This is a genomic window from Oerskovia enterophila, assembly GCF_044748475.1.
In the GTDB taxonomy this organism is placed as follows: Bacteria; Actinomycetota; Actinomycetes; order Actinomycetales; family Cellulomonadaceae; genus Oerskovia; species Oerskovia enterophila.
This window is the reverse complement of the sequence record NZ_JBIVFZ010000004.1, coordinates 203,654-228,382: the sequence shown is the minus strand read 5'-3', so window position 1 is coordinate 228,382 and position 24,729 is coordinate 203,654. Positions and strand designations below refer to the sequence as shown.

Below are 24,729 nucleotides of genomic sequence, written 5' to 3'. Positions count from 1 at the left end.
AGGTGGGAATGGTCGGCTCGTCGAGCCTCGGGCTGGGCTCCTGGGCACATGGTCCGCGCGCGGCCGGGGCCTCCCTGCCGGCAGGCGGACCGGAGCTCTTCGCGCGCGCCGCGCAACGCTCCGGGGTCGCGTCCTTCCTGCTGGGCAGCCGGTCCCAGGGCATGCCGATGATCTGGGTCAACGACGCTTTCTGCCGGCTCACGGGGTTCACGGCCGACGAGGTCCTGAGCCGCAGCCCGCGCTTCCTCGCCGAGCTCCTCGCGGACCCCGCCGAGGCGGACCTGTTCCGCGCCGCGGTCGAGGAGGGGCGCGACGTCGCGCGCACGGTCCGCAGCGACCGGCACGACGGCGCGTCGTTGTGGACGCAGGTCTCCCTGTCCCCGGTCGACGAGGCCGACGGCGAGGTCGCCCACTGGATCGGCATGATGATCGACGTCTCCGAGCACATCGACCGGTCTGCGGCCCAGCTCGCGTCGCTCGAGCTCGAGCGCCGGGAGCGCGTCAGCCTCGCGATCATCACCGAGACCTCGGACCTGCTCAACGACCTCGACTACCCGCTCGCGCTGCGCGAGATCTGCGACGTCCTCGAGGGGGCGCTCGTCGGGTGGGCAGGTTTCTACATGAACGACGACGGGCTGCGCTACGCCGAGGGCATCGACACGACGACCCCGCCGAGCGGCCGTGGGCAACGTCACGGCCGCTACATCGCGGACGGGGCGGGCGTCGTCGAGGGGGCCATGGGGCTCACGGACGCTCTCGGGGACGCCACGGGTCCCGCGGGCCTCGTGCCCGGCACCGTGATCGACCTGCAGGACACGGTGCAGGACCTGCTCGACGGCCGGATCGACGGCCCGGTCCGCCTGGACCTGACGGCCGACTACCCGCAGTGGTCCGCGTCGAGCTGGCTGAGCCGGGACGTGCGGCAGCGCACCTCGTCGAACGCCGATGCGCCCAGCGCCGTCCTGCTCCACGCGATCGCCGGCCGCCGCCGCGTCCTGGGGCTGCTCGCCACGAGCGGGCTGCCCGCCTCGGTGACGACGGCCCCCGACGCGTCGGGCACGCAGGCGGTCCTGCGTGCGCTCGCCCGGCGGGCGGGCCTCGCGATCGACAACGTGCGCCTGTACGCCCGCGAGCACCGGCTGGCCGAGACCCTCCAGCGCGCCATGCTGCCCGAGCAGGCGGACGTCACGGGGCTCGACGTGTGGACGTACTACGCGCCCAACTCCGAGCACGCGCAGGTCGGCGGCGACTGGTACGACGTCCTGCAGATCTCCCCCGACGTCGTCGGCCTGGTGATCGGGGACGTCGTGGGCCACGACGTCGAGGCCGCGGCCGCGATGGGGCAGCTGCGGTCGGTGGTCCGTTCGTACGCGTACGAGCTCACGACCCCGGGGCCCGTGCTCGAGCGCGTCGACCAGCTCGTCGTCGGGATGCGCATCCCGCGGTCCGCGAGCCTCGTGTACGCGGCGCTCACGCACCGTCCTCCGGCTCGGCCTGACGCGCGTTCGCCCGAGCTCGACCCCGAGGCGTTCGAGGAGAGCACGACGGTCCTGGAGGCCACCACGGCGGCGACGACGGCCACGACCGACGGCGCAGCCGACGAGGGCGACGACGCGAAGACCTGGGCGATCGAGTACTCGCGGGCGGGGCACCTCCCGCCCCTGCTGCTCCGGGGTGGTGCGGTGACGCAGCTCAACGAGGCGGGCGGCTCGCTCGTCGGGTTCGGTACCGGCACCCGGGCGACGGGGCGCGTCGAGCTCGAACCCGGCGACGTCCTGCTCTTCTACACGGACGGGCTGATCGAGCGGCGCGACCGCGCGCTGCGTGTCGGGCTCGACGCCCTCGTGGAGGCGACCCGGTCGATCACGGCCATCGACTCGGCCGGCATCGGCGAAGAGCTCCTCTCCCGCCTCGCGGACGCCCCCGAGGACGACGTGGCCCTCGTGGTCGTGCGGATCCCGGACCCGGTCTCGGACCCCGTCACCTCGGCCCTGAGCCCGCGGAGCCGTCGCTGGCTCCTCCCGAGCGAGCCCGCGTCGATCGGGCGCGCCCGTCATGCCGTACTGCGCACGTGCCAGGCCTGGGACCTGGGTGACAGCGCCAACGCCGAGCTCGTGGTCTCCGAGCTCGTCGCCAACGGGGTCCTGCACGGCTGGGGTCACCTCGCGCTGCGGCTGTTCGACACGGGCGACGGCCTGCGCGTCGAGGTCGAGGACTCCAACCCTGCGCCGCCCGTCTCGACCGACGGGCACGCGCACCGGATGGGCGGGTTCGGGATGCAGATCGTCGAGCGCCTCGCGGACTGGGGCTGGCGTCCGGCGGGCTCGGGCAAGCTCGTGTGGGCGCGGTTGCGCCCGCTCGGGGAACGCCCGGACAGGTCGGCGAGCGCCCGGGACTGAGGGGCGGTCAGGCGGGTCGTCGGTCGAGGAACGGCTCGGTCAGGACGCGCCGGCCCCGGCGGGCGGGTCGCAGCGGTGGTCGACGTCGATCCGGAAGAGGTCGAGCGCGCCGCACACCTCGAGGACGAACAGGTCCCGGTCGTCGCACCCGCGCAGGACCGTCGCACCGCCGCGCTTGCGTCCCGAGTCGGCGAGCGAGATGAGGAACGCTGCGCCCGTGGAGTCCATGAACGTCACCCGGCACATGTCGATCACCAGGAGCTGGCGTCGCAGCCCGACGACGCGGGCCGCGATCTCGGGGAACTGGTCCCGTTCGGCGAGATCGAGGTCCCCGGCGATGACGAGAGTGGTCGTCGCGGGGGAGGTCGAGATCTCGATCATGGTCCTGACTCTAGGCGGGTGCGCCGCTCGTTGCACATGCGCTCGTCAGGGGCCTGCGAGAATCGACGGATGTCGACCACACCAGTGCGCCCCAACCTCCTCGACGGACCGGCTCCGGTGCGTCTGCCCGCCGAGCCGGACGTCGTCGCCGGCCTCGCGCGCGGCGACGAGCCGTTCGGGCTCGCGGCCACCCACCCCTCGTCCTCGCTGCTCTGGGCGCTCCTCGCCGAAGCGACGCTGCGCGACGGGGGAGAGCACGCCCCGGTGACCGCGTACGCGTTCGCGCGCACCGGGTACCACCGGGGCCTCGACGCGCTGAGGCGGGCAGGGTGGCGCGGCCAGGGGCCGATCCCGGCCGACCACGAGCCCAACCAGGGGTTCCTGCGGGCGCTACTCGCGCTGCACCGCGCCGCCGCGCTCATCGGTGAGACCGACGAGGCCGACCGTTGCGCCCAGTTCCTGGTCGACTCGGGTACCTCGGTCGACGAGGTCTCCGCGCTCGTCGCCTGACGCGCGCAGCACGCCGCAGGCCGACGGTGCTGCTCGACGCCCGGCGCGCCCGGCATGCACGGCGCACTCGGGGCGCGACCCGCACCCGCGCCCGGGGCGGGAGCGGCGCCGTCGGACACCTGGAGCGCACCTGGTGGACCAGGGGAGCCGTCCAGGGCAAGGACAGGTAAACTCGTCCCGGCTTCCGGGTGACTGCCGCCCGGACGTGCCTCGGGCCCGCAGAGGACCCGCCGGTGAGACACGACACGCATCGACCCCGTCGTCAGTGCGTGCCGCCGTTCGCCGGCCGGCCCGTCCCCTGTACGTGCCGGTCGGTGCTGGTCCGTGACCCGGTCCGAGGAACAGGCAGTCTGAAAGTGGGGAATCCATGCCAGGCGTGGTGCTCATCGGTGCCCAGTGGGGCGACGAAGGCAAGGGCAAGGCGACCGACCTCCTCGGTTCGCGGGTCGACTACGTGGTCAAGTTCAACGGCGGCAACAACGCCGGGCACACGGTCGTCATCGGGGACGAGAAGTACGCCCTGCACCTGCTGCCCTCCGGCATCCTGTCGCCGGGCGTGACCCCCGTCATCGCGAACGGCGTGGTCGTCGACATCGAGGTGCTCTTCCAGGAGCTCGACGACCTGATCTCGCGCGGTGTGGACGTCTCGCGTCTCCTGGTGTCCGGGAGCGCGCACGTCATCACCGGGTACCACCGCACCATGGACAAGGTGAGCGAGCGGTTCCTCGGCAAGCGCCGCATCGGGACGACCGGGCGCGGGATCGGGCCGGCGTACGCCGACAAGATCAACCGTGTCGGGATCCGCATGTGGGACCTGTTCGACGAGAAGATCCTGGCCGAGAAGATCGAGGGGTCGCTCGACCAGAAGAACCACCTGCTGGTCAAGGTCTACAACCGCCGCGCCATCACGGTCGACGAGACCGTCGAGGAGCTCCTCGCGTACGCGGAGCGCGTCAAGCCGATGGTCGCGGACACCTCGCTGATCCTCAACCAGGCGCTCGACGCGGGCAAGAACGTCCTCTTCGAGGGCGGGCAGGCCACGATGCTCGACGTCGACCACGGCACCTACCCGTTCGTGACGTCGTCGAACGCGACGGCTGGTGGCGCGGTGACGGGCTCGGGTGTCGGACCCACCAAGATCTCGTCGGTGATCGGCGTCATCAAGGCTTACACGACCCGTGTGGGCGAGGGCCCGTTCCCCACCGAGCTCTTCGACGAGATGGGCGAGTACCTGCTCAAGACGGGTGGCGAGTTCGGCGTGACCACGGGCCGCGCGCGCCGCTGCGGCTGGTACGACTCGGTGATCGCGCGCTACTCGAGCCGCATCAACGGGATCACGGACCTGGTCGTGACCAAGCTCGACATCCTCACGGGCATCCCCAAGATCCCCGTGTGCGTCGCCTACGACGTCGACGGCGTCCGGTACGACGAGATGCCCACCGACCAGACGGCGTTCCACCACGCCAAGCCGATCTACACCGAGTTCGACGGCTGGACCGAGGACATCTCCGGCTGCCGGACCTTCGAGGACCTGCCGGCCAACGCCCAGGCGTACGTGCGTTCGCTCGAGGAGCTCTCGGGTGCGCGGGTCTCGGCGATCGGCGTGGGGCCGTCGCGCGACGCGATCATCCCGCTGCACGACCTGCTGCACTGAGACGCCGGTACCGCACCTGTTCCCGACCGGACGGAAGGTTCCAGGTGCGTTGACGAACGTCTGACGGTAGAAACGGACGTAGCGGATTCTCGATCTCGTATCGAGCGTCCGTTGCGTCCGTTTTTATGTTTTGGTGCTGTGACGTGCGTCGAACATGCCGGAAGATTCCGACAACCTGCGTGAAAGGGTCAGGTTTCATCCTCGATTCCGTCAAGGATGGTCGATATGGTATAGGCGTACCAAGAAAGTCCAGCAACGGCGCTTCTTGGGGGGACCGCAAGGAATCTTCAGGGCGAGCGTCGGCGTTCTGGCCGTTCGCACCCTGACCGACAGAAACGGGTGTGTGACATGCAGGAATCTCGTAGCCGCAAGATCAAGGTCGGGCTCGCCGGACTCGTCGTCCTCGGCGTGGGCGTCGCCGCGACCAGCGCGCTCTGGAGCGACAACGTCTGGTTCCAGGGCGACGTGACGTCCTCGAAGTTCAACCTCGTGGGCTCGCTCGACGGGACGACCTGGCTCGAGTCCGACGACGGGACGAACATCGAGCTGACCATCCCGACGGTCGAGAACCTCTCCCCGGGAACGCCCGTCACCAAGACGGTCTACGTCAAGAACGACACCGACTCGACGAACCCCGCCAACCTCGCGGCCCCGGTCGTCGAGGTCACGAGCACCAGCCCCGAGCTCGAGGGCGCGCTCGCCGTCACGGCCGCGTACGCGGACCCCGCCGCGGCGGCGAACCTCGCGCCGGACGCCCAGGTCGCGATCACCGTGACCTACACGCTCACGATCCCTGCCGGTTCGAGCGCCGCCGACAACGCCGCGCTCCAGGGCCAGACGGCCGACTTCACGATCCAGGTCACGGGCACCGAGGTCGTGACTCCCTGACATGACCCGAACCTCACGCACGGCTCGCGCCGTCGTGGGGGTGGCGACGCTCGGTGCGCTCGGCAGCGCCGGACTCCTCCCGGGGACCGGTGCTGCCGTCGCCGTCGAGGCACCCACCGTGGTGGCGGCCGGGGAGGTGAGCCCCCAGCCCTTGTCGTTCTCCCTCGACGGCATGTCCCCGGGGCAGACCCGCTCCACCGTCGTCGACCTCGTCTCGACCCACGCGTCGGACGGGGTGGTCGTCGACGTCCGCGTCACGACGACCGGTGACCTGGGAGGCTCGCTCAGTACCTCGATCGACGCGTGCACGAGTCCCTGGCGGGGTGACGAGTGCCCGAGCGGCGCCGTCCGACTCGTCGACGGCTGGCGCGGGCCGCAGTCCGGGCCCGCCGCGCAGGACGTCGTCCTGCCCGCGGGAGCGACCACGTCGCTCCGCGTCCTCGTGACGCTCGACGACGACGCTCCCGGCGGCGCAACGGGCACCGTCCGGTACGACCTCGCGCTGCAGGGGGAGACCACGGCCGGGGGCGGGGGCGGGGGCGGGGGCACCACCGACCCCTCCGGTCCCGGAGGGCCTGGTGGACCGCTCGCGGCGACGGGCGCCGCCGTGTGGTCGGTCGCGGCGCTCGCAGGTGCTGCGATCGGCGTCGGGGCAGCGCTCCTGCGCCGCAGGAGACATCCTGAACCCGGCGCGACGACCGGGCAGCCGGTCGGGCCGTGAGGCGCAGCGGAGAGACAGGCGCACTCCACGGCTCACGACCTCCGCGCCACCTGCGCGGCAGGTGCTTCGACACGCAGGGCGGTGCGCCCCGCTCGCACGACGACCAGGAGAGGAGTCACCCGTGATCGATCGACCGTCCCCGCGGCCCGGCGTCCGGCGGCTCGCCCCAGTCCGTGCCGCGGCACGGGTGGCCGCCGTGCTGGCGCTCCTGCTCCTGGTCGGAGTCACCCTGTGGAGCGCAGGGCAGTCGCGTCCGACCTCGGCGGCGTGGGTCGACTCGGTCTTCGCCGACGGCCGCGTGACCACGGCGTCGATCTCCGCCGCTGTCGACGTGGTCGCGGGCGACTACCACTCGTGCGCGCTCGTCGAGGGCGGCGAGGTCTGGTGCACGGGGGCCAACGACCGCGGCCAGCTGGGGACGGGCACCACGGCGTCCTCGGACGTCCTCGTGGGACCGGTCGGAGGGCTGCTCTCGGGCAAGGAGGTCACGTTCCTCGACGCCGGCGACAAGCACACGTGCGCGTTCGCCGAGGGCTCGGTGTACTGCTGGGGCGACAACTCGAGCGGGCAGATCGGCGTCGGCGGTGCGGCCTTCTACACCGAGCCGGTGGCGATCCCGCCCGGGAACGCCGTCGGTCCGGTGACCGAGCTCGAGCTCGGAGCAACCGGCTCGTGCGCGGTCGCGGGCGGCAAGGGGTACTGCTGGGGCGACACGCTGGGGCCCGCAGGGACCTCCTCGGCCCCGGTCGAGATCTCCGGTGGGGCCATGCCGGCCGGGGCGACCGTGACCGACATCGCGATCGGTGCCGGCCTCGGGTGCCTCCTGGCCGACGGGGCGCCGTACTGCTGGGGTGCGAACGACGTCGGGCAGCTGGGCGACGGGACGACCACCCCCAGCCCGACCCCCGTGGCGGTCGTGACGAGCGGCGTGCTCCAGGGAGCGGAGATCCTCGACATCTCGGTCGGCGGCAAGTCCAGTTGCGTGATCGGCAGGACCACGACCTGGGAGGTCGTCCAGGCGCCGTTCTGCTGGGGCGACAACACCTGGGGCCAGCTCGGCACGGGGAGCACCGGCGGAAGCTCGACGGTCCCCGTCGCGACGGTCCAGGGCGGCGAGCTCGCCGGGACGCCCGTCGTGTCGGTCGACCTGGGCGACGGGACGACGTGCGCCATGAAGTCGACCGGCATCGCGTACTGCTGGGGGAACAACTCCGCGGGCCAGACCGGCACCAACGTCACCTGGAACGCCATCGTCAACCGGCCGACCGAGGTCGACCGCGGCAACATGAATGCCGTCACGGACGGTGCGCGGTTCCGGACGGTCGACGTCGACGCGACGCACGGCTGCGGGGCCGCGACGGACGGCATGCTCTACTGCTGGGGCCTCAACACCTCGGGGCAGCTCGGGACGGGCAGCACGGTCCAGTCGTACCGCCCGGTCATGATGAGCCCGACCTGGTCGGGATGGGCCTCGTGAGGTGCCTCAAGCGGATCGGCGACGCGTTCCTGACGGTCGCCGCCGTCGCCGGGGTGCTCGGTCTGCTGCTGTTCCTCGGCATCCAGACGGGACGGCTGCAGACCATGGTCGTCATCTCCGGATCGATGGTGCCGACCTACGAGGTGGGTGACGCGATCGTCGCGCGCCGCGTCCCGGCGTCGAGCCTCGAGGTCGGTGACGTCGTGAGCGTCTTCACCCGTGACGGCGTCCTGGTGACGCACCGTGTCGTCGCGATCGAGGGCGGACCTGGCGACGAGCGGACCCTCACGCTCCGTGGGGACAACAACTCCGTCGACGACCCCGAGCAGTACGTCGTCGGCGACGCCCTGGTGCCGCTCGTCCGGATACCGGGGGCCCGCGACGCCATCGAGACCCTGCGTCGGCCCGCGGTCGGCATCCCCGTCGTCGTCGCGGCGTGCGCACTCGTCGGGTTCGCGCTCATGCCCTCCTCGAAGAAGCGTCACGAACCCGACGACGAGCCGATGCCGGACGGTCCCGCAGCGGGACCGGTGCCCGACGACGTGGACGCCCCGGGCCCACCGCGCACCGATCGGTAGACTGCGTTCCCGTGAAGATCCTCGTCATCGGTTCGGGTGCCCGCGAGCACGCCATCGTCCACTCCTTCGCCCAGGAGTCCGTCGCCACGGGCGCGGAGGCGCACGAGCTGCACGCCGCCCCGGGGAACCCGGGGATCGGAGAGCTCGCGACGCTCCACGCGGTCAGCGCGGTCGACGGCGAGGCCGTCGCGGCGCTCGCGGTCGAGCTGGGAGCAGAACTGGTCGTGATCGGCCCGGAGGCGCCGCTCGTCGCCGGTGTCGCGGACGCCGTGCGGGCGGCCGGCATCGACTGCTTCGGCCCTAGCGCCGAGGCCGCCGCGCTCGAGGGCTCCAAGGCGTTCGCCAAGGACGTCATGGCCGCAGCGTCGGTCCCCACCGCGCTCGCGCACGTGTGCACCGACATCGACCAGGTCGCCGACGCGCTCGACGCGTTCGGTGCGCCCTACGTGGTCAAGGACGACGGGCTCGCCGCGGGCAAGGGCGTCGTCGTGACCGACGACCGCCAGGAGGCGCTCGAGCACGCGCAGGCCTGCTTCGCGACGCCCCGCCCCGGCGCGGGCGACCCCGTGGTCGTGATCGAGGAGTACCTCGACGGACCCGAGGTCTCGCTCTTCTGCCTGTCGGACGGCACGAGCGTCGTCCCCCTCGCCCCCGCGCAGGACTTCAAGCGCGCGTTCGACGGCGACGCGGGCCCCAACACGGGCGGCATGGGTGCCTACAGCCCGCTGCCCTGGGCTCCCGCGGGCCTGACCGAGGAGGTCGTGACCCGGGTCGCGCAGCCCACGATCGACGAGATGGCCCGCCGCGGCACTCCGTTCGCCGGAGTCCTCTACGTGGGCCTCGCGCTCACGAGCCGCGGCACGCGCGTGGTCGAGTTCAACGCCCGCTTCGGTGACCCGGAGACCCAGGTCGTCCTCTCGCGGCTCGTCACGCCGCTGTCCGCGGTGCTGCGCGCAGCGGCCCGCGGCGAGCTCGCGGACTTCCCGCGGCTGCGCTGGTCGGACGACGCGGCTGTGACCGTCGTCGTCGCCGCGAACGGCTACCCGGCAGCGGTCCGCAGCGGGGACGCCATCACCGGGGTCTCCGGGGCCGAGTCCCTCGAGGGCGTGCACGTCCTGCACGCGGGCACCGCGCTCGACGACGAGGACGTGCTGCGCAGCGCCGGTGGGCGCGTGCTGTCGGTCGTCGCGCGGGGCCAGGACCTCCTGGAGGCCCGCCGCCGTGTCTACGCAGGCGTCGACAAGATCGTCCTGCCCGGTTCGCACCACCGCACCGACATCGCCGAGAAGGCCGCGCGCGAGCAGCGCTGAGCCCGTGCTCGACGAGGGCCCGCGAGCTGTTGCTCGCGAGCCCTCGCCGTCCCCGGCCCGTCCGACGGGGCCCGGTCCATGGGGGCGCCTCGGCCGCAGGCCGCAGGCGCCCCCGGTCAGGAGGTCGAGCAGGCCTTCCCGCCGAGCGTGATGCTCGTCGGGGTCCCGGCCGTGCCCGACGCGATGAAGCCGACCGTCGCGCTCCCCCCCGGGGCGAGGGTCGTCGACCAGGCCGGTGCCGCGACGGAGACGGTCGCACCGCTCTGCGTCAGCGTGCCGCCCCAGCCCTGGGTGACCTGCTCGCCGCTCGCGAACGTCCAGCCGGCCGACCAGCCCGTCACGGGCGTCGTCGCGGTGTTCTTCACCGTGAGCGACCCCTGGAAGCCCCCGGGCCAGGAACCGGTGACCGCGTACTGCGCGGTGCAGGCACCCGTGCCGGGCTGTTCGGTGGGCTGCTCCGTCGGCTGTCCGGTGGGCTGTTCGGTGGGCTGCTCGGTCGGCTCGGGGGCCGTGCCCGTGAGGTCGCCCACGACGATCCCTCGCCCGTTGGTCCCGACGAAGACCCGGCCGTACACGTCGGGGTCACCCGTGATCGTGCTGCCCGTCCAGGCCCACTGGTGCTCGTCGTCGTTGATGCGGACCCACGTGGCCCCCGCGTCGTCCGAGCGGAACAGGCCTCGGACGCCGTCGATCTTCGACGACGTGTAGACGGCGGGGTAGCTGTTCCCGGGAGCAGCCTTGCCGAACCCGACGGCGTCGCCCTCGTCGACCGCGGAGACGCGGGTGAACGTCGCTCCCTTGTCGGTCGAGCGCCACATGCCGTAGGTCTTGTCGGTCGCGCCGCCCGCGAGCCATACGTCTCCCTCGTGACCGGGGACCGCCGCGAACCGTACGTTCCCGTCCGCGGGCAGGCCGGCCGCGGTCGACGCGGTGAACGATGCCCCGCCGTCGGTGCTGCGGTAGAAGGTCCCGGCCGCGTAGCCGTAGAAGACCTGCGGGTTCACGCGGTCGGACTCGACGCGGGCGCCTGCCGGGATCCCGGTCGACGCGGTCCAGCCCGACCCGAGCGTCGTCGAGACGTGCACCCCGGTGCCGGCCGGGCTCCACACGATGCGTCCGCCGTCCGCGGCCACCGCGACCGTGCCGGCGCCGGTCACCCCGGCCGGCTCCTGCCCGGCCCACCACGAGGAGCCGCCGCTCGTGGAGATCCCGATGTGCGACTCGACGTCGCCGTCGACGCCCTGACCGACCCTGACCACGGTCGAGGGCGACAGCTCGGCGAAGTCGAGGCTGTGCACCGCGCCGTGGTACGGCTGGGTGTACATGCCCGACGGCACCTGCGTGACGTCGGTGTGGACGAACCCGCCGATGTCGGCGAGCCCCGAGATGAGCTCGGCGCCGCCCGGAGGTGCGACGAGGTCCAGGACCGCTGTCTCCTCGATGCCCTGCGCCTTGACGGAGATGTCGACGGTCCCGCCCGTGTCCCACTCGGTCAGGTCGGTCCCGCCGTAGATCGTCGCGCCCGTGCCGTAGAAGAAGCGGTCGGAGTCGAACGGGTCGATCTCGAACGACTCGGTCATCCAGCCGAGCTTGGGGCTGGGCTCGGGCGGGTTGGGCTGCTCGCCGAAGTCGAGCCACGGAGCTCCGCTGATGTCGAGCGTGTACCGGAGCGTGCGGTTCGGATACCCGTCCCAGTCCCAGATGCGGCTCCAGGTCTCACCGCGGTCGGTGCTGCGCCAGATCACGATGTCCGGCCACCACGAGACCTGGCTCACGACCATGAGGGTGTCGGGGTCCTGCCGGTCGATCGTCAGGCCGGAGTACCCGTAGTAGGCGTCCGCACTGCTCGACGGGACCGGGCTGATCCGGTCCCAGGTGCCGGTCGCGACGTCGAGCCGCCAGACGTCGCCGCTGCCTCCGTCGTACGGGCCGCCCGTGTCCGAGGTCGCGACGTAGAGCTGGCGACCCGTCGCGTCGAGCACGCCCTTGTGGGGGAGGAACCCGGTGGGCTGGCCCGGGACGCGTTCCCAGGTGGCCCCGGCGTCGGTCGAGCGGTAGACGCCGTTCTCCTTGTCGGCGACCCCGACGTAGATGGTCCGGGTCGGCTGCGTGCCCGTCGAGCTCGACGGGTCGAACGTGACCCAGACGACGCCCTGGTTCGAGCTGAGGTAGCCGTTCTCGTCGTCGGGGTCCTGCACGTAGCTGCCCGGGTTGGGGAACTCCGTGACCTCGGACCACGTGACGCCCTTGTCGGTGCTGCGCCACAGCCCGTTGCCTCCCTCGGTGCCGAGGTAGAGGACCCGGTTGTCGTGCGGGTCGACCGAGAGCCGTTCGCCCATGCCGCGGCCGGGCATGTTGCCCCCGACCTTGAACGGCAGGTCCGTCTTCTGCCAGGTCTCGCCGCGGTCCGACGACCGCAGGACCGCACCGTCGTTCGGGTCCCACGAGTTCGTGTACGTGCCGACCGCGACGTAGACGTTGTCCGGGTCGACGGGGTCGGTCGCGAGGCTCAGGACGCCGTTGTGGTTCCAGTCGTCCCAGCCGACGTGGTCGAGCAGCGGGATCCAGCGCTGCGTCGCGGCGTCGAGCCGGTACGCGCCCCCGATGTCGGTGCGGGCGTAGACGAGTCCCGGTTCGGTCTGGTTGAAGACGATGCCGGGGACGAACCCGCCACCGACGATCTCGACGTTCCCCCAGTCGTACGCCTGCGCGGCGCTCGCGGCGGGGGCCGCGGCGAGTCCTGCGGGGGTCAGGCCGCCGGTCGCGGCGACGGCGCCCGCCGCGCCGAGCCCGGCGGCGAGACCGAGCCCGGCGAGGGACGCGATCAGTGGTCGATAGCTCATCCGTGGCACTCCTTCGTGACGGTCGGTCGGGGCGGGCCCGTCGTCACCCCCTCCGACGGACCCGCGCGGCCGACCTTAGCGAAGCGCTTCGACGATCGGCACCGGGTGAAACGTTTAGGGGACGTCCGGGCGGCCCGTCGCCGGGCCGCCCGGACGGTGGGCGTCGGGTGGGCGTCGGGCGCGCCTCAGGCGCTCGTGCAGGCCTGGCCGTCGAGCGCGAAGCCCGACGGGCCCGCCCCCGTGCCGTTCGCCGTGAAGCCGACCTCGACGCTCGCGCCAGGGGCCAGGGTCCCGTTCCACGGCGCGTTGACGACCGTGACGGTCGTGCCCGACTGGCTGAACGTGCCCGACCAGCCGTTCGTGACCTGCTGCCCCGCGGGGAGCGAGAAGGTCAGCGTCCACCCGTTGCGGGGTGTGGGCCCCGTGCTGGTGACCTTCACGGACCCGGTGTATCCCGTGCTCCAGCCGTTCGTGGAGGACGTCACGGCGCACTGGCCCGTGGGGGTCACGGGCCCGGCCGACGTGGTCACGGTCCGTGCGCCCGACGCGGGCGAGACGTTGCCTGCCGCGTCGTGCGCCCGCACCGTGAACGAGTAGGTGGTCGCGGGCGAGAGCCCCGTCAGGGTGGCGCTCGGCGTGCTCGTCGTGGCGACCTTGGTGGCCCCCGTGGCGTCGTTCCGGTAGACGTCGTAGGCGGTCACGGCCCGGTCGTCGGTCGAGGCGCCCCAGGCGAGCGTCACGCCCGACGACGTCACGTCCGTCGCGCTCGGGGTCCCCGGCACGGTCGGTGCCTGGGTGTCCGGGACGGGCGTGGTGCCGCCGTCGCCGTACAGGTCGCCGAGCGACTGCCCGGTCGTCGAACCCACCCCGCCGAGGGGCACCTGATGGTCGAGCGAGACGAACTTCCCGCCCTCCTTCCACAGCGCGGGCTCGAGCAGGTCGTACTTGGCCTCGTCCCACGTGGTCCAGTCGTGGTTCAGCAGACCGCCCGTGTCGCCCGAGTTCGGGTTGATGCACCAGAACGTGTGGCTGATCCGGTGGTCGACCATCATGTCGCGCAGCGCGCGCATCCACTTCTCGTTCTTGCCGCCGTCGAGCAGCCCGCCCCACTCGCCCACGAGCAGCGGAGCCGTGCCCTCCTTCCACAGGTACAGCCAGCTCGGGTCCCACACCTCGGCCTCGAGCGAGGCCCGGTCCCAGTCGTCGCCCTCGAACCACGGCTGCGGCGAGACGAGCGGCCCGTAGTCGTGCGGCGAGTAGACGAGCTGGTCCTGGTGCGCACCCAGGTCGACCGGGTGGTCGGCCGCGCCGCGCAGGTTGCCGCCCCACCACGTGTTGTGGAAGTCGTCGAGGCCGCGGTCGGCCCAGGTCTTGCCGGCCTTCGGATAGACCTGGACCCCCTCGACGAGGATCAGCAGGTGCGGGTTGATCGCGAGGATCCGTGCGGCGGCCTGCTCGGCGACGTAGCGCCAGTTGTCGGCGTCGCTCGACCCGTCCCACTTGGCGCGCAGGGCCTCGGACTGCGAACCGTGCGGCTCGTTCTTGAGGTCGGCCGCGACGATCGTGTCGTCGTCGGCGTACTCCTGGGCGAACCACTCCCAGCCCGCGTAGAAGTCCTCGACCGTGAACCCGCCGTGGGTCCACAGGGGGTGGACGTGGCCCGAGTTGTCGGCGGTCGCGCTGTGGAGGTCGATCATGACCTTGAGCCCGTACCTCTCGCACAGCGAGAGCCAGTGGTCGAAGATCTCCTTGTTGTCCATGCCCACGAGCTCGGGGTTCACGAACGTGTTGACGTTGGGCGACGCGACGGTCTCCCCGTCCCTCCACTCGAGCAGCAGCTCGGTCGAGACCGGGACGCGCACGATGTTGATGCCACGCTCGGCCATCGAGCGCGTGATCGCCTCGAGGTTGCCGGACCACAGACCGTGGAACACGCGCTCGCTCGCGTTGAAGCCGAACCAGTTCGCGCCGGTCAGCCAGACCTCGTCGCCCGCGGCGTCGACGATGGTCGAGCCGTCGGTGTGCAGCCAGTCGTCGGCCGGGACGGCGGCGAGGGACACGTCCGCGGCCGCGGACGGGGTGAGGGACGCCGAGGTGGGCGTCGAGGACGAGGTGAGCGGCGCCGTCGGGCCGGCGAGGGCTGCCGCGGACGGCAGCGCGCCCGCGACCAGGACCGCGCCCGCCGCGATCGCGGCGTACGCGGCCCGGCGCCGGGGGCGGGGCCGGGAGATCGGATCCTGCAGAGGACTCATGGAAAGCTCCTGGAAGAAGGACCGGGCTGCCCGGGGCCGCGAGGTGCGGGCCCGGACAGCCCGGTCGGGTGCTGTCGGTCAGGTCAGGCGACGGTGCAGGCCTGGCCGTTGAGGGTGAAGACGGCCGGCACGCCGTTCGTGCCGCTGTGGCTCGCGTTGAAGCCGACCTCGGCGGACCCGCCCGGGGCGAGGTTCGCGTTCCAGGAGAGCCCGGTCACCGTGACGTTCGCGCCGGTCTGCGTGAACTGGCCCGACCACGAGTTGGTGATCGTCTGGCCCGACGGGAACGTGAAGGCCAGGCTCCAGCCGTTGACCGTGCTGGTCGAGGTGTTCGTGACCTTCACGGTGCCCGTGAAGCCCGAGCCCCAGCCGTTCGCCGAGTAGGCGACCGTGCACGAGCCGGGGGGCGGGACGACGACCGTCGTGGTCGTCGCGCTCACCGCGGCCGAGGCCGCCGAGAGGTTGCCCGCGGTGTCCTTGGCCCGGACCGTGTACGAGTACGTGGTGCCCGCCGTCAGACCCGTGTCGGTGAAGGACGTCCCGGTCGGGGTGCCGACCTGGGTTCCGTTGCGCAGGACCACGTAGCCGGCCACGCCGACGTCGTCGGTCGACGCGTTCCAGGAGAGCGGGACGGTGCTCGCCGTGGTCGTCCCCGCGGTCAGACCCGTGGGCGTCGAGGGCGGCAGGTCCGTCTGGCCCGCCGCGGTCGTGACCGACCGGGCGGCAGACGGCGTCGAGACGTTGCCCGCCGCGTCGCGCGCCGTGACCGTGAAGGAGTACGTGGTCGCGGGGCTCAGGCCCGTCGCCGTGAAGCTCGTCGAGGTCGAGGTGCCGACCTGCACGCCGTTGCGGTAGATCGTGTAGCCCGTCACGCCGACCGCGTCGGTCGAGGCCGTCCACGAGAGCGGGACCGAGGTGGCCGTGGCCGTGCCCGCGGTGAGGCCCGTCGGGGCCGTGGGAGCCGTCACGTCGCCGGGCGTCGTGCCGCCGCCCTCGATGACCGGGTAGGCGTTCTCGACGAGCATCTCGAACTGGGCGTCGAACCACTGGCCCGCGAGCGGGGCCCCGCCCAGCGCGCCCGTCAGCTGGTTGGAGAGCTTGGGTGAGACGAACGTCGGGTCGCACATGCGGTCGAACCGCTTGCCCTGGTCGTTCGGGATGTCGGTCGAGGCGCCGTCGGACTCGCCCGGAGGCTTGACCCACACGAACGCGTGCAGGTGCGACTCGGGGTAGCCCGACGGCGTGGCCTGCGGGCGCTCACCGATGCCCGCGCCTGCCGGGTTGCACCACGCGCCGCGGTGGATGCGCTTGTCCACGCGGGACTCGTTGACGTAGGTGTTGTAGTTCGTCGACGTGCTGACCGCGGTCGGTCGGGCGTCGCCGCCCCACCCGTTGCGGGACGTGTCGATGAGCATGCCGATCGAGGCCGGGAAGCCCTCGGCGACCAGGAGGTCGTAGAGGTGCGCGGTCCAGTCGGCCTCGTCGAAGTCGGCGTTCCACTCGTAGAAGCTCGACGACCGGATGGGCGTGCCGCCGATCTGGATGTCCTCGAGGAACGGCTCGACCAGCGGCGTCGAGTTCGCGGTGTTGGTCACGAAGCCCGTGACCGAAGCGAAGCCCGCGTTCGTCGACCTCACGACGTCGGCGAAGAGCTTGGCGGCGGGGCCCGAGTTGCTCGGCCAGCCCAGCCAGCCCGCGTGCGCGGCGTCGATGTAGGAGTAGACGTTGCCGACCGTATAGAGCTCGTCGAGCGCGTACTTCACGCCCGCGCGGTAGTACGGGGCGGACTGCTGGCAGTCGGGCGTGCTGATGTTGGTGATGAGGTTGGGGAGCGAGTCGGGCTCGATCGTCGCCGCGATGCGCAGCGAGTCGTACTTGGGGTCGTCGAGGATGTCGACGATCGGGTCGATGTACTCGTTCTTGTAGCGCACGAGCCCGGCGTCCGTGGCGGGCAGCTCGCCGTTCGACGCGAGCGCGTAGCAGTCACGGCCGGGCAGGTCGTAGATGACCAGGTTGAACACGATCGGCACGCCCGCGTCCTTCTGGGCGAGCGCCTCGTCGAGGTGGAAGCGCAGCCCCGGGCCGTCGGCATTGCCCTCGATCGCACTGATGCGGTCCATCCAGACGGCCGTGGGCTCGCCCGAGATCGCCTGCATCTTCGCGGCCAGGTCACCGTCGGCACGCGTGGCGGCGGCCTCGACCGAGTCCGACCAGTACGGGTTCACGTACTGCGTCGCCCCGGCGTACGGGTTCGCGACGCGGGCCTCGGCCGCGGCGGCCGGAACCTGTGCGAGCGCGAGCGGAGCGGCGACGAGCGCCGCAGCGGCCATGGCTGTCGCGCCCTTGCGCAGCCGATGGTGGGTTGGTGACACGAGGTCCTCCTGAGGTTCGTCCTGGGGCCGGACGACACCGGCCGGCCCGTGCCGCAGGGTGCGGCGTCGAGCGCAACGTGTCACGGACCGGGTGACGTCGGCACGTCGTGAAACGTTTAGGTGGACAACTCGGTTCACCCGCGCGAGGGGGCGGGCGGTGCGCGGTCAGCGCGGGGGAGAGGTGGTGCCGCGCACGACGAGCCGTCCGCCCGGGACCGCGGGCAGCGGCTCGACGCGCGGGGTCGAGCCCCCCGGTGAGGCGCCGGGGCCGGGGGGTGTGCTGGGGGCAGGGGCGGCGCCGGGGCCGGGCGCCGCGTCCCGACCGAGAGTCCGGAGCACCCGGCGCCCGGCCTCCTGGCCGAGCGCCCGGTCGGGGCGCGCGACCGCCGTCACGGGCGGGGTCGACAGCCGCAGCACCGGTGCGTCGCGGCCCGCGACGACCGACAGGTCCCAGGGGACGGCGAGCCCCGCCCGGCGCGCGACGTCGAGGACGACCAGGGCGCCCTGGTCGTCCGAGGTGACGACCGCCGTCGGGCGCTCGGGGGACGCGAGCAGCCGGCGTGCGGTCGAAGCGACATCCTCGAGCGTCGTGCACGACTCGACGACCGCGACCCCGCCCCGGCGCGTGACCTCGGCGCTCACGGCCTCCGCGGCACCGCGCCCCGACCGGAGGTCGGGCGCGGACGCCAGCACCGCGACGCGGCGGTGCCCGAGGTCGGAGAGGTAGCGGCCGACCTTGGTGTCGGCCGACGGGTCCAGGGCGACGGTGTGCGTGGATGTGGATGTGGGGGTGGGCGGACGCGGGGCCGCCGGCGGCGGGTTGCTCGGCGCGTCGCCCGATGCGTCGCCCGATGCGTCGCCCGGCAGGGCGACGTGGTCGACCAGGACCGCCACGGCCCCCAGGCGTTCGACCGCCGCGAGCCGGGGGTCCTCACGGCGGATCCCTGTGAGGACCACGGCGTCGTACCGCTGCTCGGCCCACCAGTCCGCGATGGCGAGCGCCGCTGCGGCCGGGGAGCCCAGGAGGTGCACGGCCAGCGAGAGCCTCCCGTCGAGGACGTCCCGGAGCCCGTCCGAGAGCTCGAGGTCCGTGGCCGTCGCCGCGGCGCCGACCGCGTCCCGCACCAGGACGAGCGCGACCGACCCGGCCGCGCCGCGCAGGGTCCTGGCCGCCACGCTCGGCCGCCACCCGAGCTCCTCGGCGACCTGGAGGACCCGCCGCCGGGTACGGTCCGAGACCCCCGGTCGTCCGTTGAGGGCGTACGAGACGACCGCGATCGACACCCCTGCTGCACGGGCGACGTCGGTGATGGTCGTGCGCCTACCAGTAGCAATCGGGCGTTCCGGACGTAAGAATGTGGCCACGGTCACACAGCATGCCCCCAGCCGGGGCGTGCTGCACGATCGGGCCGGCTCGACGGCGAGCCGTCAGGGGGGAATCAGGTACACGACGGGGTGAGCGCCATGGTCGATGTCACGACCCACCGACGAAACCTCACGATCGGTGTCCTCTCGCCGGTCGTGGGCGGCTTCTACTTCGGGAAGGTCCTCGCAGGGATCGCACGTGGCCTGCGCGCGGGCGGGCATCGCGTGGTCGCGGTCCAGACGTACCCGGCCGACCTCGACCGGGACGAGTTCCCCGACCAGCCGCCGCACCGGCCGATCGCCGGGCTCGACGCGATGGACGGGGTCATCGTGGTCACGTCGGCCGTCGAGCACGACGTGCTGCGCGCCCTCGACCGGTCGGGCAAGCCCCTGGTCGTCATCAGCGAGACCGTCGACGACCTGCGGGCTCCCGTGGTCACGCCCGACAACGCGGGCGGGGTGCGCGCCGCCGTCGAGCACCTCCTCCAGCACGGGCACCAACGGATCGGGTTCCTCGGGAACCCGCGCCAGCACGACCTGGCGGAGCGGCACGCCGCGTACGAGGCAGCGCTGCGCGCCCACGGGATCGAGCCCCGCCCCGAGTGGGTCTACCGGACGCGCGACAACCAGGAGGCCGCCGGCGCGGCGGCCGCCCGGGTCGCGCTCGACGAGGGGCTCGACACGACCGCGACCATCGCGGGCACCGACCGCAACGCGGTCGGCTTCCTGCGCGCACTGACCGACTCGGGGCTCGTGCTGCCGCGCGACCAGGCGCTCATCGGGTTCGACCACTCCGACGGCGGCGCGCGGGCACGCCCTCGGCTCTCGTCGGTCGACCCGCACCACGACCGCGTCGGAGAGCTCGCCGCCGAGCTCCTGCTCGCGCGCCTGCACGGCGAGCGGGTCGGGCCGGGCGAGCATCTCGCGGACGCGACCCTCGTCTGCCGCGAGTCCTGCGGCTGTGTCGACGGCACGCGGACCGACCTGCTCGTCGACGGGGTGCCGCGCAGCGCGGGCACCGCCGACGACGGTTCCGCGGCGGCGCGCCTCGCCGCCGTGGCGCGCGCCGTGCTCGACGACGCCGTGGTCCTGCGTGCGAAGCCGCGTCCGGGGAGCGCGGGGTCGTCCGGAGCGGGGGAGAGCGCCGTCGGAGGGTGGGTGCGGGCCGTCGTCGGGATGATGACCGACGCCGCTGTTGACGCGACCGTGCCCACGTCGCACTCCTACCGTGCGCTCGCCGACCGGACTGCGGTCCTGCGTCCCGTCCCCGAGGCGCTCGAGCAGCTCGTGCCCGTCGTGCGCGCGCTCGAGGCGGAGCTCCTGGGGGGCATCAAGCGCCGGGTGGCGACGGGACCGCTCGGTGGCGCGGCCCGCGCGCGACCGCAGGGTCGTGCCCGGGCGCTCGGTGACGTGACGACCGAGATCCTCGTCGCGCTCTCGAAGGGGTGCACGCACGGGCTCCTCGTCCGCTCGGGCCACCTCGAACGGGCCATGGTCGACCAGTACGAGCTCGACCTCGAGCTCATGCACGCAGACAGCGCGTCCCTGCGGCACCTCGAGTGGCTGCCCCGAGGGCAGGCCGGCCCGGCGGCGATCGCGCTGTGGGTCCCACCGGGCGGGGGCCCCGCGGGCGGTGTCCTCGAGGTCGCGGGGGTCCGGGGCAGCACTGCCGGTCAACGGCTCGTCGGCCACCGGTACCCCGCGGCGGAGTTCCCGCCCCGGGCTCTGCTGAGCGCCAACGCACTCTCGTTCGTCATCCCCGTCGCGTTCGACGCGAGCGACTGGGGGTACCTCGTGATCGGCGGCCCCGTCGACACCCGGGCGACGAGCGCGCGCGAGAAGTACAACCACTGGGCGGCCATGCTCGCGGTCGCGCTCGACCAGGAGCACCACCTGGCCGCGCTGCGCGCCCAGCGGACCGAGCTCGAGGAGGCCGCACGTCGTGAGCGACGCCTGGCCGAGGAGATCAGCGCGAGCGAGGAACGCTACGCCCTCGCCTCGGTCGCGGCGTACGACGCGACGTGGGACTGGGACGTCGCGACCGGCACGGTCTACTTCTCGCCGTCCTGGCGGTCGATGCTCGGCCTGCCGGCCGACGACGTGCGGGCCGCCGACCCCGACGAGTGGATCGACCGTGTCCACCCCGAGGACCTGCAGGCCGTCCAGGTCGCGCTCGCGGCCCAGCTCGGCGGGGCCGGCGGGTCGCTCGACCTCGAGCACCGCCTACGAGCCGCCGACGGCCGCTACCTGCGCGTGGCCTGCCGTGCCGTGACCGTGAGCGACGGCGCTGGCTGCCCGACGCGCATGGTCGGGGTCATGACGGACCGGTCCGACGAGCGTCGGGAGGCAGCTCTCCGGGGGGTCTTCCTGCCCGATCGCTCGCGGCCCGTCTGACCCGGCTCCCCAGCGCCTAGGGTGCGGCGACCACGAAGTACCCGTCCGCCAGGTCGCAGGCGTCAGGGACCACGGTGGTGGGCCCTGGCATCCCTTCGCCGCCCCCGCCGCCCAGGGAGATCTCTTCGCCCGGGACGACGTCGTCCCTCGTCGCGGGGTCTCTCGGGTTGGTGGTCGTCAGGGTCGAACCGTCCCAGGCGACCGCACCCGCGGGAAAGACCGGAAGGTACCTCGTCGAATCAGCGTCGACGTACAGGCAGCCGTCCTCTTCCACGAGCGTGCCCTCGAGCTGCGCCGCGTCTCCTCCCGGCTCGGACGGGAGCCAGTACGCGAACGGCACCGGTCCGGTCGGGGTGGGAAGTGGATCGAGACGGGGAACGCCCATGCCGGCGCACCCCGACGTGAGCCCGAGCGTGCCGACGAGTGCTGCGCTGAGCAAGATGCTCTGCCTCATCCGACCTGAACCGCCCTTCTGCCCCAGCACGACCTCCTCGTCGAGGCCGGGGCTCCATCGCTCCGGGTCGTGGGTGACATCTGCCCCGAAACCGTTGCCAGGACCCTACACGGCTCACCGAGACGCGGTCGTGCGGCGAGCAGTGGCGTCGGTCCGTGCACATGGCGGCGGACCGAGGCATGTCAGCACGAGGTATGTCAGCACGAGGCTCGGACGGGGAGCCCGGAGGGCACAGGTGGCGGGACGTTCACGGCCCGTGGGCCCCGTGGGCCCCGTGGGCCCGGTGGGCCCGGAACACCCCCGACCCGGGTGACCTGAGTGAACGTCGCGGTGTCCGGCAGGCCGGAGCCTCGCCATCCGGACGCCCCGAACCGTGCGTGCGCCGGATGAGAGACTAGGCGCCGTGACTGACTCGCGCGACGCTCTCGACACGGCCCACCTCGACCTGCCGGGGTGGCGGCACGTCTACTCGGGGAAGGTCCGCGACCTCTACGAGCCCGACCTCGCGCAGCTCGGCGGGGCTCACCCGCTCGGTGACGTCGTCCTGGTCGTCGCGAGCGACCGCGTGAGCGCGTTCGACCACGTCCTGTCGCCGGGCATCCCCGACAAGGGGGTCGTCCTGACCCAGCTCAGCCTGTGGTGGTTCGACAAGCTCGCCGACCTCGTCCCCAACCACGTGGTGAGCACCGAGGCCAGCGCCATGCCCGGTGACGGCCTGGTGCCGGACGTCGTCGCCGGTCGCGCCATGATCTGCCGCCGCCTCGAGATGTTCCCGGTCGAGTGCGTGGCCCGTGGCTACCTCACCGGATCCGGCCTGGTCGAGTACAGCGTGGACCGTACGGTGTGCGGTGTTCCTCTGCCCGAGGGGCTCGTCGACGGCTCGCGTCTCCCAGAGGCGATCTTCACGCCCGCGGCCAAGGCCGAGGTCGGCGAGCACGACGAGAACGTGTCGTTCGAGGTCGTCGCCCAGACCATCGGGCTCGAGGCCGCGACCCGGCTGCGCGACCTGACGCTCGCGGTCTACTCGCGCGCCGAGGAGATCGCGCGCGAGCGCGGCGTGATCCTCGCCGACACCAAGTTCGAGTTCGGCGTGGACCCCGTCACGGGCGCGACCGTCCTGGGCGACGAGGTGCTGACCCCCGACTCGTCGCGCTTCTGGCCTGCCGACCAGTGGCAGCCGGGGCAGTCGCAGCCGAGCTTCGACAAGCAGTACGTCCGCGACTGGCTCGCCTCCGACGCCTCGGGCTGGGACCGCGCGTCCGACGCCACGCCGCCGTCGCTGCCTGCCGACGTCGTCGAGCGCACGCGCGACCGCTACCTCGAGGCCTACGAGCGGATCACGGGCGACTCCCTGTTCTGAGCGGCAGTGCTCGTCTGAACCACGGTGCCGGGGCGCTCGCGGACGTAGCGGTGCCCCGTCGGTGACGTCCAGCGGACCGTGCCGTCGATCGCGAGCTCGGGGCGCCAGCCGTGCCGCGCCCGGACCACGTGGTGGTGCCGGCACAGCGAGATGAGCTCGTCGGGACCCACGTCCGTGGTCTCCTGCGTCACGCCCGGTCCCGGCGGGGACGGGCGCCTGACGTGGTCGAGGTCGCAGCGGAACGCGGGCACGGCGCACCCCGGGAACGTGCACGTGCGGTCGCGCGAGAGGACGGCAGCGATCACCTGGACCCCGGGCCCAGGGCGGGCTTCGAGCAGCGAATCGAACATGTGTTCGATCGTAGTGTCCGGGTCCGACAAGGACCCGCGGACCCGCGGAGCCGTCGAGCAGTGCGGCCGGCGCGCCCCGTTGCTGCATGAGTCGTTGCGCGATATATATCGACCATGACTTCCGCTGCGAGTGGCCCGCCGGGCGCCAAGCCGTTCCGCATGACCGAGCAGGCCTACCTGATCCTGCTCTCGCTCACGCCCGAGCCGCTCCACGGCTATGCCGTGATCCAGGCGGTCGCCGAGCTGTCGGACGGCGCCACGGCGCTGGGGGCCGGCACCTTGTACGGCAACCTCGACCGGCTCTCGGGTGCGGGGCTCGTCGAGCCCTCGGGCGAGGAGGTGGTCGACGGTCGTCTGCGCCGCTACTACCGGATCACCGACGACGGCCGTCGCGTGGCCGAGCAGGAGACGGCCCGGCTCCGCGAGCTCGCCGCCAGGGCGCAGAAGGCCCTCGACCGGCGGGGCACGGCAGCACGCCCGACGTCGGGCCGCCGCCTCGCGGGAGGGCTGGCCTGATGCGCCGCCGCGACCTGACGCGCCACGAGAGCTTCGAACGGTCCGCGCGCTTCTGGGCGCGCGCCTACCCGCGCCGCTGGCGCGAGGTCCACGGCGACGAGCTGCTCGCCGTCCAGCAGGACGTGGCGCTCGCAGTGGCCGAGGCGACCGGTGCGCCCGTGCCCGACCGGCTGAGTGTCGACGAGGTCCGTGGCCTGCTGCGCGCGGGGTGGGGACTGCGGTGGCGCGAGCGACCGCCGCTGTGGCGGTGGGTGCTGTACCGGTTCGGTCTGCGGCTGCCCGCGCGGTACTGGTGGTGGGTCGCCGACGACATCAGGGGCGCGTTCTACTCGGTGCGGGACTACGTGTGGACGACCGTCATGTCCTGGGGGTTCATCTTCGGACTGTTCGGAGTGATCGACCTGTTCGTCGACCTGCCCGGCACCTTTCGCTTTCTGGACACCCTCTTCGCGGCGTGGCAGTTCTGGGTCTTCTTCGCCGCCCTGGCGCTGCTCTCGGGGACCCTGATGCGCAAGAGTCGTACGCGCGACGCCTGGTACCGGCACGTCGTCTACGGCAACGTGCCCGAGCAGATGCGGCCAGCGACTGTGACGACGGGTGGCCAGACAGGGAGCGACCAGGACCGCGCCTGAGCCCTGAACCCGCGAGGCCGCACAGGACTCCGAAGGCGCGCTCCGCCGTCGGGCCGGGAGATCCCTGCGGTCGAGCACGAGGTTGCGTTCGTTCTGACGCGCAGAACGACCGCAACCTCGTGCTCGGCACCACGCTCGACCATCGGCCGGCCTCGCCCAGCCCGCACCCGCGCCCGCCGCCTGAGACGCGACCCTGCCTCGTGCGCGGCCCAGGTAAACTGGCCCCGGAATCCCCACCCACCGAGATCCGTGCGACCCGGTCGCCGCCCTCGC

19 protein-coding genes are annotated in these 24,729 nt (G+C 72.7%); 12 read left to right on the top strand and 7 right to left on the bottom strand.

Features of this window, described 5'->3' with window-relative positions:
- Positions 1–8 precede the first annotated feature (8 nt).
- On the top strand, positions 9–2,399 hold the full coding sequence (locus tag ACIPWA_RS14075; protein ID WP_400291085.1) for an ATP-binding SpoIIE family protein phosphatase: 2,391 nt from the start codon (positions 9–11) through the stop codon (positions 2,397–2,399).
- A 39-nt stretch (positions 2,400–2,438) separates the two neighbouring features.
- Here the strand turns inward: ACIPWA_RS14075 and ACIPWA_RS14070 are convergent, their stop codons facing one another.
- On the bottom strand, positions 2,439–2,780 hold the full coding sequence (locus ACIPWA_RS14070) for an STAS domain-containing protein (RefSeq protein WP_056764619.1): 342 nt from the start codon (positions 2,778–2,780) through the stop codon (positions 2,439–2,441).
- A 69-nt stretch (positions 2,781–2,849) separates the two neighbouring features.
- Between ACIPWA_RS14070 and ACIPWA_RS14065 the strand changes: the two genes are divergently transcribed.
- From ACIPWA_RS14065 to purD, 7 genes are all read left to right on the top strand, one after another.
- Positions 2,850–3,290 carry a DUF3151 domain-containing protein gene (locus ACIPWA_RS14065; protein ID WP_400291083.1) on the top strand — a complete coding sequence of 147 codons (441 nt, stop codon included), beginning with the start codon at positions 2,850–2,852 and terminating at the stop codon, positions 3,288–3,290.
- 367 nt (positions 3,291–3,657) lie between these two features.
- Positions 3,658–4,944, top strand: a complete 1,287-nt coding sequence (locus ACIPWA_RS14060) for an adenylosuccinate synthase (RefSeq protein WP_056652581.1) — start codon at positions 3,658–3,660, stop codon at positions 4,942–4,944.
- A gap of 348 nt (positions 4,945–5,292) precedes the next feature.
- A complete protein-coding gene (locus ACIPWA_RS14055) occupies positions 5,293–5,832 on the top strand; it encodes a SipW-dependent-type signal peptide-containing protein (RefSeq protein ID WP_400291081.1) in 540 nt (179 codons plus the stop codon).
- A 1-nt stretch (position 5,833) separates the two neighbouring features.
- Complete coding sequence (locus ACIPWA_RS14050; protein ID WP_400291079.1) at positions 5,834–6,553, top strand: hypothetical protein; 720 nt, start codon at positions 5,834–5,836, stop codon at positions 6,551–6,553.
- 121 nt (positions 6,554–6,674) lie between these two features.
- Positions 6,675–8,030 (top strand): RCC1 domain-containing protein, encoded by a 1,356-nt coding sequence (locus ACIPWA_RS14045; RefSeq protein ID WP_400291077.1) that lies wholly within the window; start codon positions 6,675–6,677, stop codon positions 8,028–8,030.
- Entirely contained in the window at positions 8,027–8,608 is a 582-nt protein-coding gene (locus ACIPWA_RS14040; RefSeq protein WP_400291075.1) for a signal peptidase I, read from the top strand. Before ACIPWA_RS14045 ends, ACIPWA_RS14040 begins: the two co-directional genes overlap by 4 nt.
- Positions 8,609–8,619: 11 nt before the next feature.
- Positions 8,620–9,918: a phosphoribosylamine--glycine ligase gene (gene purD, locus ACIPWA_RS14035; protein ID WP_400291073.1), complete on the top strand. Its 1,299-nt coding sequence runs from the start codon at positions 8,620–8,622 to the stop codon at positions 9,916–9,918.
- A 116-nt stretch (positions 9,919–10,034) separates the two neighbouring features.
- On the opposite strand, the gene ACIPWA_RS14030 is transcribed toward purD, so the two are convergent.
- The 4 genes from ACIPWA_RS14030 to ACIPWA_RS14015 all read right to left on the bottom strand — a co-directional run bounded on the left by ACIPWA_RS14030 (position 10,035) and on the right by ACIPWA_RS14015 (position 18,750).
- Positions 10,035–12,761 carry a cellulose binding domain-containing protein gene (locus ACIPWA_RS14030; protein WP_400291071.1) on the bottom strand — a complete coding sequence of 909 codons (2,727 nt, stop codon included), beginning with the start codon at positions 12,759–12,761 and terminating at the stop codon, positions 10,035–10,037.
- A gap of 185 nt (positions 12,762–12,946) precedes the next feature.
- Positions 12,947–15,013, bottom strand: a complete 2,067-nt coding sequence (locus ACIPWA_RS14025) for a cellulase family glycosylhydrolase (protein ID WP_400291069.1) — start codon at positions 15,011–15,013, stop codon at positions 12,947–12,949.
- An 83-nt stretch (positions 15,014–15,096) separates the two neighbouring features.
- Entirely contained in the window at positions 15,097–17,343 is a 2,247-nt protein-coding gene (locus ACIPWA_RS14020; protein ID WP_056652563.1) for a glycoside hydrolase family 6 protein, read from the bottom strand.
- Between the two features lie 207 nt (positions 17,344–17,550).
- A complete protein-coding gene (locus ACIPWA_RS14015; protein WP_400291067.1) occupies positions 17,551–18,750 on the bottom strand; it encodes a LacI family DNA-binding transcriptional regulator in 1,200 nt (399 codons plus the stop codon).
- A 99-nt stretch (positions 18,751–18,849) separates the two neighbouring features.
- Between ACIPWA_RS14015 and ACIPWA_RS14010 the strand changes: the two genes are divergently transcribed.
- A complete protein-coding gene (locus ACIPWA_RS14010; protein WP_400291065.1) occupies positions 18,850–21,144 on the top strand; it encodes a substrate-binding domain-containing protein in 2,295 nt (764 codons plus the stop codon).
- 16 nt (positions 21,145–21,160) lie between these two features.
- Here ACIPWA_RS14010 and ACIPWA_RS14005 read toward each other — a convergent pair whose 3' ends face one another.
- Positions 21,161–21,598, bottom strand: coding sequence for a hypothetical protein (locus ACIPWA_RS14005; protein WP_400291063.1), 438 nt, complete (start codon positions 21,596–21,598; stop codon positions 21,161–21,163).
- A 403-nt stretch (positions 21,599–22,001) separates the two neighbouring features.
- Between ACIPWA_RS14005 and ACIPWA_RS14000 the strand changes: the two genes are divergently transcribed.
- Positions 22,002–22,958, top strand: a complete 957-nt coding sequence (locus ACIPWA_RS14000) for a phosphoribosylaminoimidazolesuccinocarboxamide synthase (RefSeq protein WP_400291061.1) — start codon at positions 22,002–22,004, stop codon at positions 22,956–22,958.
- On the opposite strand, the gene ACIPWA_RS13995 is transcribed toward ACIPWA_RS14000, so the two are convergent.
- Positions 22,925–23,308, bottom strand: a complete 384-nt coding sequence (locus tag ACIPWA_RS13995; protein WP_400291059.1) for an HNH endonuclease signature motif containing protein — start codon at positions 23,306–23,308, stop codon at positions 22,925–22,927. The genes ACIPWA_RS14000 and ACIPWA_RS13995 overlap by 34 nt on opposite strands.
- A 114-nt stretch (positions 23,309–23,422) precedes the next feature.
- Between ACIPWA_RS13995 and ACIPWA_RS13990 the strand changes: the two genes are divergently transcribed.
- Together ACIPWA_RS13990 and ACIPWA_RS13985 are read left to right on the top strand one after the other, a co-directional pair.
- Positions 23,423–23,824, top strand: a complete 402-nt coding sequence (locus ACIPWA_RS13990) for a PadR family transcriptional regulator (RefSeq protein ID WP_400291057.1) — start codon at positions 23,423–23,425, stop codon at positions 23,822–23,824.
- Complete coding sequence (locus ACIPWA_RS13985; RefSeq protein ID WP_400291055.1) at positions 23,824–24,456, top strand: DUF5313 family protein; 633 nt, start codon at positions 23,824–23,826, stop codon at positions 24,454–24,456. Before ACIPWA_RS13990 ends, ACIPWA_RS13985 begins: the two co-directional genes overlap by 1 nt.
- The last annotated feature ends 273 nt before the right edge of the window (positions 24,457–24,729 follow it).